At 58.4% G+C, this 10,492-nt stretch carries 9 protein-coding genes and 1 pseudogene; 7 read left to right on the top strand and 3 right to left on the bottom strand.

All coding sequences use genetic code 11. From position 1 onward, the window contains the following. Nucleotides 1-235: 235 nt before the first annotated feature. The 7 genes and pseudogenes from C8029_RS11095 (at nucleotide 236) to C8029_RS22380 (ending at nucleotide 7,211) form a co-directional block, all read left to right on the top strand. Nucleotides 236-493, top strand: coding sequence for a DUF4212 domain-containing protein (locus C8029_RS11095; protein WP_009572495.1), 258 nt, complete (start codon nucleotides 236-238; stop codon nucleotides 491-493). A gap of 12 nt (nucleotides 494-505) precedes the next feature. Then, nucleotides 506-2,233, top strand: coding sequence for a sodium:solute symporter family protein (locus C8029_RS11090; RefSeq protein WP_152002916.1), 1,728 nt, complete (start codon nucleotides 506-508; stop codon nucleotides 2,231-2,233). A gap of 105 nt (nucleotides 2,234-2,338) precedes the next feature. Further along, nucleotides 2,339-4,155 (top strand): annotated as a pseudogene (locus C8029_RS11085) (putative nucleotidyltransferase substrate binding domain-containing protein). 28 nt (nucleotides 4,156-4,183) lie between these two features. Continuing rightward, complete coding sequence (locus tag C8029_RS11080) at nucleotides 4,184-4,699, top strand: hypothetical protein (RefSeq protein WP_152002915.1); 516 nt, start codon at nucleotides 4,184-4,186, stop codon at nucleotides 4,697-4,699. Between the two features lie 25 nt (nucleotides 4,700-4,724). Continuing rightward, nucleotides 4,725-5,114: a response regulator transcription factor gene (locus tag C8029_RS11075; RefSeq protein ID WP_152002914.1), complete on the top strand. Its 390-nt coding sequence runs from the start codon at nucleotides 4,725-4,727 to the stop codon at nucleotides 5,112-5,114. Further along, complete coding sequence (locus C8029_RS22385) at nucleotides 5,104-6,165, top strand: hypothetical protein (protein ID WP_226946308.1); 1,062 nt, start codon at nucleotides 5,104-5,106, stop codon at nucleotides 6,163-6,165. Before C8029_RS11075 ends, C8029_RS22385 begins: the two co-directional genes overlap by 11 nt. Then, nucleotides 6,087-7,211 carry a 3'-5' exonuclease gene (locus C8029_RS22380; protein ID WP_226946307.1) on the top strand — a complete coding sequence of 375 codons (1,125 nt, stop codon included), beginning with the start codon at nucleotides 6,087-6,089 and terminating at the stop codon, nucleotides 7,209-7,211. The genes C8029_RS22385 and C8029_RS22380 overlap by 79 nt, the downstream gene beginning before the upstream one ends. Nucleotides 7,212-7,215: 4 nt before the next feature. Here C8029_RS22380 and C8029_RS11065 read toward each other — a convergent pair whose 3' ends face one another. From C8029_RS11065 to C8029_RS11055, 3 genes are all read right to left on the bottom strand, one after another. Beyond that, nucleotides 7,216-7,821, bottom strand: coding sequence for an NUDIX hydrolase (locus C8029_RS11065; protein ID WP_009572489.1), 606 nt, complete (start codon nucleotides 7,819-7,821; stop codon nucleotides 7,216-7,218). Between the two features lie 21 nt (nucleotides 7,822-7,842). Further along, a complete protein-coding gene (locus C8029_RS11060) occupies nucleotides 7,843-9,012 on the bottom strand; it encodes a beta-barrel domain-containing protein (RefSeq protein ID WP_152002913.1) in 1,170 nt (389 codons plus the stop codon). Beyond that, the coding region (locus tag C8029_RS11055) for an ATP-binding cassette domain-containing protein (RefSeq protein WP_152002912.1) at nucleotides 9,012-10,492 on the bottom strand (1,481 nt) is incomplete at its 5' end. The genes C8029_RS11055 and C8029_RS11060, both read right to left, overlap by 1 nt.

Here is a 10,492-nt window from a genome sequence, read left to right as displayed (position 1 = left end):
GCAATTCGTTGTATCAAAAAACTGCGTGAATTTTACGCAGATATGGTAGAGTAACGCATCGCCTCCACCAAATGAGGGGCGGTGCCACAGGTCCCGGATCGCACGCACAACCCGTGTTGATCCATCTGGGAAGGGAGCCGGGCCCCACGAGGAGGTGGGACCCGTAACGTAAAGGACCCACGATGCTGCCCGGAACAGGGTGCGCATGGGTCGGGGACAAAAGGGAGGACCGCACATGGCGGACAACTCAGAAAACAATGCCTACTGGGCCGCAAACAAGCGGATCATCGTCATCTCGCTGGTGATTTGGTTCATCTGCTCCTTTGGCTTTGGCATCCTGCTGCGCCCGATGCTTGCGGGCATCAAGATCGGCGGCACGGATCTTGGCTTTTGGTTTGCACAACAGGGCTCGATTCTCGTGTTCCTGGTGCTCATTTTTACCTACGCGATAAAAATGAACAAACTCGACAAAGAACACGGCGTCGACGAATAAGGAGCGCATGGAATGGACCAGTTTACCCTCAACCTGATCGTTGTGGGCGCGACCTTTGCGCTCTACATCGGCATCGCGATTTGGGCCCGTGCGGGTTCCACATCTGAATTTTATGCGGCGGGCCGGGGTGTTCACCCTGTGCTCAACGGCATGGCCACCGGCGCGGACTGGATGTCTGCTGCATCGTTCATCTCGATGGCCGGTATCATTTCCTTTGGCGGCTACAACACGTCTGCTTACCTCATGGGGTGGACCGGCGGCTATGTGTTGCTCGCCATGTTGCTTGCCCCTTACCTGCGCAAGTTTGGCAAATTCACGGTTCCGGAATTCATCGGCGACCGTTTTTATAGCCAAACGGCACGCACCGTGGCTGTGATCTGCTTGATCACCGCATCGCTGACCTATGTGATCGGTCAGATGACCGGCGTGGGCGTGGCCTTCTCCCGGTTCCTCGAAGTGGAAAACACCACCGGCCTGTTGATCGGTGCAGCCATCGTGTTCTTCTATGCGGTTATCGGCGGCATGAAGGGCATCACCTACACACAGGTGGCACAGTATGTCGTGTTGATTATCGCCTACACCATCCCGGCGATCTTCATCTCGCTGCAACTCACCGGCAATCCGATCCCGCCGCTGGGCCTGTTCTCGGATGCGAAATCCTCCGGCTTGCCGCTGTTGGAAACGCTGAATGGCATGTTGGGTGATTTGGGCTTTACCGAATACACCAAACAGACTGACACGACCCTCAACATGTTCCTCTTCACCATGTCTTTGATGATCGGGACCGCGGGTCTGCCGCACGTGATCGTGCGCTTCTTCACCGTGCCGAAAGTGTCTGATGCACGCTCCTCTGCCGGTTGGGCCTTGGTGTTCATCGCGCTTTTGTACCTCACCGCTCCGGCTGTGGGTGCTATGGCACGCGTTAACTTGATCGACACTGTCTACCCGAATGGCACAACCGAAGCGCCGCTTGCCTATGAAGCGCGTCCGGATTGGGTCAAAAACTGGGAACTGACCGGTCTTTTGGGCTTTGACGACAAAAACGGTGATGGCCTGATCAACTATGTGGCCGACAAGAACGCAAATGAGTTCACCGTGAACAACGACATCATCACGCTTGCGAACCCGGAAATCGCCAATCTGCCGGGTTGGGTGATTGCGCTGGTGGCCGCTGGCGGTCTTGCCGCCGCTCTGTCCACCGCCGCAGGTCTTTTGATGGCCATCGCATCGGCTGTGTCGCACGATCTCATCAAGTCGCAGATCAACCCAGCCATTTCCGAAAAGGGCGAACTTTTGGCCGCTCGGGTCGCAATGGCTGTGGCGATCGCAGTGGCAACCTACCTGGGCCTGAACCCTCCGGGCTTCGCAGCGCAAACGGTGGCTCTGGCCTTTGGTTTGGCGGCGGCGTCGATCTTCCCGGCGTTGATGATGGGCATTTTCTCAAAGCGCATCAACAACAAGGGCGCGGTTGCGGGCATGATCACCGGTTTGGTTGTGACCATCGTCTACATCTTCCTGCACAAGGGCTGGTTCTTCGTGGCCTCGACGGCGTCCTTCTCTGACGCTGATCCGATGATCTTGTCGATCAAATCGACCTCCTTCGGAGCCGTCGGTGCAATCCTCAACTTTGCGGTTGCGTACATTGTCTCGAATGCAACAGAAGAGCCGCCGGTAGAGATCCAGGAACTGGTCGAAAGCATCCGCATCCCGCGCGGTGCTGGCCAGGCGGTCGATCACTAAACTTTGGGTTTCGGGCTGGCCTCAGGGCTGGCCCGTCGCCATAGTACAGGGGCGCGGGGGCCAGTGGCTTTCGCGCCTCTTTCAATTTTACTTTGGACAGTCGCGATGGAAACCACCGCAAAGATCATCAGCTTTCTCCACACCACCCACCCCTACGATGTTTTGCCCGAAAGTGAGTTGGCGGAGCTGTCCACCTCCTTTTCCCGCAAAAAATTTAACGACGGCGAAGTGATCTATGCCCATGGCGAGTTGCTTGAGGGGCTGTATCTGATCAAGGAAGGTGCGGTTGAGATCACCGATATCAACGGCGCACAGGTCTCGCTGTTGCAAAAATCGAACCATTTCGGTGAACGCGGCCTGTTGCGCGACGGGCATGCGGCGACGACCGCGACCGCCGCCTCCGAGTGCACGGTTTTGGTACTCACACCGGAGGCGTTCAAAACCGAAGTGGCCGCGAACCCGGCCTTTGCCCGCTATTTCAACCGCGGCCAAGCCCGCCCCAAAGTCGCCACGGGGCTGATGACCCAACATGTCTCCGACCTGATGGCCCATGCGCCTGTGACCTGCTTAGAGACCACCACAATCTCCGATTGCGCGCGGATGATGCGCGATCACATGGTCTCCTCTGTGGCGGTGACCGAAGGTGCCCGGCTGACTGGTTTGGTGACTGTGCGCGATATGACCAACAAAGTTTTGGCCGACAGCTTGATACCACCCTGCCCGTTTCCACCATCATGGCGCGCGATCCGATCACCCTGGACCCCGGCGCGCTTGGCACCGATGTCATCCATGTCATGTTGGAAAATCACATCGGTCACCTGCCGGTTGTCGAGGGCGGCACATTGGTCGGCATGGTCACCCAAACCGACATCACGCGATTCTTTGGCTCGTCGCAAACCCAAATGGTGTTTGATCTCTCAAACGCAAAAACCATCGTCGATATGGCTGCGGTCACGGCCCGCTTGCCCGAATTTCTCATGCAACTTGTCGGCGCACATCTGGCGCATGATGTGGTGACACGAAAGATCACCGACATCGCCGATATCGTCACCCGGCGCCTGTTGAAAATGGCCGAGGATGAATTTGGCCCCGCTCCTGTGCCCTATCTGTGGGCCGCCTGTGGGTCGCAAGGGCGGCGTGAACAGACTGGCGTGTCGGATCAGGACAATTGTTTGATCATCGACAATGCTGCAACAGAGACCGATATGGCCTATTTCCGCAAGCTGGCCAAATTCACCTGCGACGGGCTTAACGCCTGCGGCTATGTCTATTGTCCCGGCGACATGATGGCGATCACGGATCGGTGGTGTCAAAAGCTGTCGGTTTGGGAGGGCTATTTCAACAAATGGATCAGCGCCCCCGACACTGAGGCGCAAATGTTGGCCTCCGTCATGTATGACCTGCGACCGATTTCAGGCGATCACAGCCTGTTCATACCGTTGCAGGACACGGCTTTGAAAGCCGCTGCGAAGAACTCGATCTTTGTCGCCCATATGATTGCCAATTCACTCAAACACACCCCGCCCTTGGGCCTGCTGCGCGGCTTTGCCACGATCAAATCCGGCGAACATCGCAATGCTTTGGACATGAAACACAACGGGGTGGTGCCGATTGTTGATCTTGGGAGGGTCTATGCGCTTCAGGGCACATTCACAGCCGTAAACACCCGCGCGCGCATCGAGGCGGCGATTGAGGCCCACGTGATTTCCGAGAGTGGCGGCAAGGATTTGCTTGCCGCCTATGACACAATCGCCACCGCCCGGTTGGAACATCAGGCCGCGCAGGTGCGCGATGGCACCCCGCCCGACAATTTCATGAGCCCCTCGGCCCTTCCGGCCTTTGAGCGCTCGCATTTGCGCGATGCATTCGTCATCGTGCGCACCATGCAATCCTCGCTCGGCTCGTCCGCCGCGCGCAGTTGACCAAACCTGAAAGAAGGGACCAATCCCCATGCTTCTCGAATTCATCGCCACCATCACCGCCGGCGTCGGCGCTGCCGGATTTATCCTTGGCCTGCAAAAACTCACCCGGATCAAATTCCCGAAATGGGCCATGCCCGCCGCCGCAGGTGCGGCCATGTTGGCCTTTGCGATCTGGAGCGATTATTCGTGGTACAACCGCGCGCTGGACGGCATTGGCGAAGGCAAAGTCGTGGCCACCACGATTGAGAAAAGCCAGGTCTGGCGGCCTTGGACCTATCTCGTTCCGGTCACCACCCGCTTTATCGCCCTCGACAAAGACGGGGCGACTGTTGAGGACGGCACGGTTTTGACCGACATGTATCTGATGGCGCGGCGCGGCGATGCGGCCATCGTACCGACCGCTTTTGATTGCATTCTGGGCCGTCGCGCCGATTTGGTTGGTCTTAAAAAAGGCCCGATCAACGAGATGCTGGCACAGGCCGATTGGTACGCCATGCAAAGCGACAATCCGATCCTGCGCACCGCCTGCGATGCGTTGAGATAACACCACGGAGGGGAGACCGTAAAAGATGCAAGGCAAACCGCGCATTCTTTTGGTGGAAGACGAGGACAATATCGCCATTGCCATTGAGCTTTTGCTGTCGCGCGAAGGCTATGACATCCTGCGTGTCGCGGATGGGTCCCAAGCCATCCCCAACATCCGCGCGCAACAGCCCGATCTGGTGATTTTGGATGTCACATTGCCGGGGAAATCCGGCTATGAGGTCTGCCAATCCATGCGCATGACCCACGATCTGACCGCGACCCCGGTGTTGATGATGTCCGCCCGCGCCTCACAGGCCGAACAACGCAAGGGGCTTGCCATGGGGGCCAACGCGTTTTTGACCAAACCCTTTGCGATGGATGATCTGCGGTCGCGCGTGGCCGAGCTGATCACGGGAGATCGAGATGAAAGTTGAACATTGGTCGCTGCGGCTTCGGGTCTTTCTGTTCTTCGCGGGCCTGGCAGCAGGGGCGATCATGGCGGTCCTGGCGGGGCTTTATCTGGGATTTGCCCGCCTGCATGTGCCTGAGGCCCGCGATGGGTTTATCTTTGCCGGTGCGATTGCCAGCTTTGCCATTCTTGCCATGGTGGTCTGGATTTGGCTGATGTTTGACGAAAATGTTGCCAAACCAATCCAACGTCTGGCTGGCGGCATGTTAGCGCGGGCGCACGCCGATGTCGATGAGGCGCTGAACGAGAAAACCGCGCGCTACCTGGGCGATCTTGCCCCCGCCGCCCACGCTTTGACCGAAAACCTGGTCAGCACCCGCAACAAATTGGCCGAGACCGTGGCGATGGAAACCACCCGTTTGGTCGACGAAAAAGAGCGGCTCTCCACCCTCTCCGCCGAGATGCCGCATGGCGTGGTCTTGCTGTCCGGTCTGCATAAAATCGCCTTTTACAACGGCGCCGCAGCACATCTTTTGTCCGCCGATCATACGCCCGGTTTGGACCATGAAATCTTTGACTTCCTGCGTCCCGCTCCGATCCGCTCGGCCTATGCCAGGCTTTGTGCGGGCGAAGGTGGCGAGGGGCATGTCCTGCCTCTGACCGTGGCCACGCGGCATGGCGGTCAAATCCTGTCGGCCCGGATGCGGTTGATGCATGCACCCAATGAGGGGGACGCAACACCGCCTTATGTGTTGAGTTTAGATGACGTGACCGACGACCTCGCGATCCATGCGAAACGCGAAAAGCTGTTGTCGCGGATGTTTGATCGCCTGCGCCCATCCATGGCCTCTTTGCAGACCACATTGGCGGCGCGTGAGGCGGATGACACGCTGCGCAATGATCCCCGGTTGAACACCGCACTGGTCAGCGAAATGCAGGTCCTGACCACGGCCATCGCCACGTTTGACGCCGAATATGAGGCAACAAAGGCCGATTGGTGGCCGATGGCTCGGTGCGTGGCTCTGAACTTTGCGATGCTTTGCGCGCGCAATTGGCGCAAGGCGACACCGCCCTGACCGCCGATGTGGTCGAACCGCTTGTCCTCACCTTGGACGCGGTCCAGATCATCACCCTGATCGCCCATATCGCCCGATTGGTGACCCAAGACGGCGGCCGGGCATTGTCGTTTTTGATTTCCCGCGAAGAGGACGGCGGCGCGATGTTGGCGCTGGGATGGTCGGGCGCGCCTTTGTCCGTTGATCGGTTGGAAACATGGCTGACCCAGCCGCTTGACGTAGGTTTGGCCGATATGACCGGGCGCGACATCCTTGCAGCACATGGCACCGACATCTGGCCGGAATTTGGCCGCGCCTCCCGTGCCGTCCTGAAACTGCCGATCCGCTCCGCGCGCCCTGTGCGACGCGCCCCGGTCGATGGGCGGCGCACCGTGAGCTATGACTTTGATCTGTTAGCGCATCGGCCATCGAAAGAGGTGATGGAGACCCCCCTCTCTCACCTGACCTATGTGGTGTTTGACACGGAAACCACCGGGCTTTTGCCCTCGCAAGGCGACGAGATTTGTCAAATCGCGGCGCTGCGCGTGGTCAATGGCAAGGTCCGCAATACGGAAACGCTCGACGCGCTGGTCAATCCCGGACGCCCCATCCCCGCCTCAGCCACCGAAGTTCATCACATCACCAACGCCATGGTCAAAGATGCGCCCTCGATTGATGTGGTCGGGCGACAGCTTCACAGCTTTGCCCGCGGTGCAGTTTTGGTCGCCCATAACGCACCGTTTGATTTGGAATTTCTACGCCGCCACGAGGCCGGAATTGGCGCGACGTTCAACAACCCGGTGCTTGATACCGTGCTGCTTTCCGCCATCGTGTTTGGTCAGTCGCAAGAACACACGCTCGATGCAATCTCCGCCCGCCTCGGTGTCAAAATTCCGCCCGAGGCACGCCATACCGCCATGGGTGATACGGTGGCGACCGCACAAGTGTTTATCAAAATGCTGCGCATGGCCGAGGAGCGGGGGATTGTGACCTTTGGCGATGCTCTGACGGAAATGCGCAAACATAAACGCCTGTTGCAGGACGCCAATCAGCCCGAAAACGCGTGACGGGTTACGGCAGGGACCGGATTTGTCCCACATCAGAGCGGTGATCGTAAAACGGCACCTGCTCTGGCGGCAACGTCTTGTGCATCGCCGCCTCGACCTCGGCCAAAACCACTCGCGTGACAAAGGGCAGATCGAAACCGCGCGCGCCCGCAAGTGTCACCCATTGCAAATGCGACAGCTCGTCCTCGGCTCTTGAGAAATCATCCGGGTCGTTGGCCAAACGTGCCGCATCCACCAGAAAAAACCGCGCATCAAACCGACGCGGACGTCCCGGCGGGGTGATGGCGCGGAACACGAAATGCAAATCCGTAACGTCCGGCAAAATCAACCCGGTCTCTTCGCGCAGCTCGCGCAACGCCGCGTTGGGCAACGCGCGCGTCATCTCAGGCGGGGAGTCAGCGGCCAGTCGGCGCGCGCAAACCGGCGTCAACTGACCGGGCGGATCACGATCAAAATCCTCCGCATCGACAGCGCCGCCCGGAAAGACAAATTTGCCCGGCATGAACACCGCGCCATGGCCACGCTGCCCCATCAAGACACGCGGCACCTCGGTGTCCTGACGCAGCAGGACCACCGTTGCGGCGTCGCGTATGGGAATATCTTGGCTCATACCGTCATCCTACGCGCAACCCTAAGGCTCGCGAAAGGCCTCGCGTGATTTGTAGAGCGGTTTCAGTAGATATTGCAAAAACGTCTTTGACCCGGTGTGTAATTCGACCTGCGCGCGCATACCGGGACGGATCTCGATCTGTTGTTGCCGCTCGGTCAAGCTGCTCAGATCAACCGTCGCCGTCACCCGGTAATAGGGCACGGCCTTCGGATCGCGCTCATCTTTAAATGTATCCGCCGACACCACCTGAACCTTGCCCTTCAAAGAGCCATAAATCGTGTAATCATAGGCGGATAACTTGATCGTCGCGTCTTGGCCCGGTTGCACATGAGCAATGTCTTCGGGGCGTACACGTGCTTCGACAAACAGCTCTTCGTCCACCGGAATGATCTGAACCAACTCCTCGCCGGGCCGAATCACGCCGCCGATCGTCGTCACCATCAGGCTGTTCACAATGCCTCGCATCGGCGCGACAATCACTGTGCGACCCAGTTGATCATTGGCCAAGGTCAGCGCCTGTTTCACTGAGGCCAATTCTTTCAGCGTGTCGGAATAGTCTTCGGCACGCTGCAATTCCGCCTGCGTGACGATCTCATTGTATTTGAGTTGCGCATCAGAATGCGATTTGCGCGCGCGGGTCACCTCGATCAGTGACACCACGTTTTTCGTCAGCATGTCCTCCATCAAGGCCCGCTCGGTCTCCGCCTGTTTCAAAACCGCCATCGCGCCATCTTTGCGGGCCAAATAATCGCCAACCCGCGCTTTCAAAAGCGCCTTTTCCGAGGCCAATACTGTTGCTGCCCGCGTTGCAAGATCGTCAGACACGACAAACGCGTCCTCACCCTCAAGCTCCGCCTCAAGCCGCAAACGCCGCACCTCTAAGGCGTCGATTTTTTCCTGAAGATCATCGACGGAGGTGCGAAACTCCGTGCCCTGCAATTTGGCAAGCACTTGCCCCTGTTCGACCTCTTGGCCCTCGTGCACCAAAAGCTCGGACAGAATCCCACCCTCAAGGTTTTGCACAATTTGCGGCCGCGAAGAGGAAATCATTTCGCCATCGGAACGCACGATCTCATCGACCCGCGCAATGGCCGCCCAGAGCAAAAAGATCACAATCACAACGGCCGAAATGCGAATGATCCAACCCGGACGATCCATGTCCTTGTCGAGCATGTCGTCGAACGTGGCCATCAGCGCGTGCTCGCTTTTTCGAGATGCGCCATGACCTGAGCCCGCGGTCCGTCGACCACCAATCGCCCGTCTTTAAACACCATTGCCCGGTCGGCAAGGGCGACGATGGGCAAACGGTGTGTGGCAACGACGACGGTGCGGCCCGAAAGCCAGTCAGTGAGCCGCGCCACAAGCGCGGTTTCAAGCGCCTGATCCAAGGCCGCGGTCGGTTCATCCAACAGACAGACAGAGGGGTTTTGCAGCCACAGCCGTGCCCAGCCAATCGACTGTCGTTGACCGACAGAAAGACCTTCGCCACCATCGCGAATTTCAAGGTCCAGCCCGCGGTGATGCCCGCGCACAAACGCGCCCAGCCCAGCAAAATCCAAGGCGGCGAGCAGGCGGTCATCATCGCGCTCCATTCCGCCCAGGTTCAGGTTGTCGCGCAGTGTCCCGGCAAACAGCCGCACATCTTGGCCAAGGTAACCGACAGACCGACGAATGTCGCGCGGATCAATTTGCGACATCTCGGCACCGTCCAGCAAAATGCGCCCTTGCGTCGGGGCATAAAGCCCGGCGAGAAGTTTCAGAAAGGTGCTTTTTCCCGATCCATTGGCACCCAGCACCGCAATTTTTTGTCCCGCTTTGATATCGAGCCCCGGCAGATCAAGCGTCGGCGCGCCCTCTGTGTCATAGCGGAACTGTGCCTCGCGCAGCACGAATGCGCCGTTGATCTGCGGACGACGGAGGAAATTGCGATCCCCGCCATTGTCCTGTGGGGCAGCGGCAATTGCGTCCAATCCATCCAGCGCCGTTTTGACATTGGTCCACCGCGCCATCGTCGCCGAAAGCTGGGTCAGAGGTGCCAAAGTGCGGGAGGTCAAGATGCCGGTTGCGATGATCGTCCCAACGGTAAATTCGCCGGCAAAAACCAAATAGGTTCCGGCGACCACGGCCAAAACATAGGTCAATTGCTGCACACCTTGGGACCAAAAGGTCAGCATGCCGGAGAGTTTGCGCTGTTCCGACGATTTCGCCGCAGACAAGAAATTCAACTCATCCCAAATCCGCCGCACCCGATCTTCGCCGCGTTGAGTTTTGATCGTGTCGAGTTCAAACACCGCCTCATGCAAAAGCCGCGTCGATTTGGCCGATGCGCCCTGGGTCTCTTGGGTCAGGCGCATCATTCGTTTTTGGAACAAATAGCCGGGCACCACCATGATGATCGCGCCCATGACCAAAATCCAAACGATTGGGCCAGAAATCGAGGCCACGAGCGCAAAGAACAAAAAGATAAACGGAATATCAGCGACCGATCCAATGGTCGAGGCGGTGAAAAATTCACGCACCGAACCGAATTCACGCATGGCGGAAAACAACCCTGTCGGCGTTGTCGGCCGCGCATCAGACCGCATCCCCAGAAGGCGCTCCATCAACATCGACTGAACCCGCATTTCAATCTGACGCCCGGCCCCATCCATCAAACGCGAGCGCGCGAGTT

The sequence above is a fragment of the Roseobacter sp. TSBP12 genome (assembly GCF_009129705.1).
Lineage (GTDB): Bacteria > Pseudomonadota > Alphaproteobacteria > Rhodobacterales > Rhodobacteraceae > Celeribacter > Celeribacter baekdonensis_A.
The sequence above is the reverse complement of the archived record's forward strand: the minus strand, read 5'-3'. Positions and strand labels throughout refer to the sequence as shown.

What these genes read in the sequence shown, in the direction of transcription:
- C8029_RS22385 (WP_226946308.1), top strand. Translation starts at nt 5,104, where the DNA reads ATGAAAGTTGAACATTGGTCGCTGCGGCTTCGGGTCTTTCTGTTCTTC.
- C8029_RS11095 (WP_009572495.1), top strand. Translation starts at nt 236, where the DNA reads ATGGCGGACAACTCAGAAAACAATGCCTACTGGGCCGCAAACAAGCGG.
- C8029_RS11090 (WP_152002916.1), top strand. Translation starts at nt 506, where the DNA reads ATGGACCAGTTTACCCTCAACCTGATCGTTGTGGGCGCGACCTTTGCG.
- C8029_RS11060 (WP_152002913.1), bottom strand. Translation starts at nt 9,012, where the DNA reads ATGGCCACGTTCGACGACATGCTCGACAAGGACATGGATCGTCCGGGT.
- C8029_RS11080 (WP_152002915.1), top strand. Translation starts at nt 4,184, where the DNA reads ATGCTTCTCGAATTCATCGCCACCATCACCGCCGGCGTCGGCGCTGCC.
- C8029_RS11075 (WP_152002914.1), top strand. Translation starts at nt 4,725, where the DNA reads ATGCAAGGCAAACCGCGCATTCTTTTGGTGGAAGACGAGGACAATATC.
- C8029_RS11065 (WP_009572489.1), bottom strand. Translation starts at nt 7,821, where the DNA reads ATGAGCCAAGATATTCCCATACGCGACGCCGCAACGGTGGTCCTGCTG.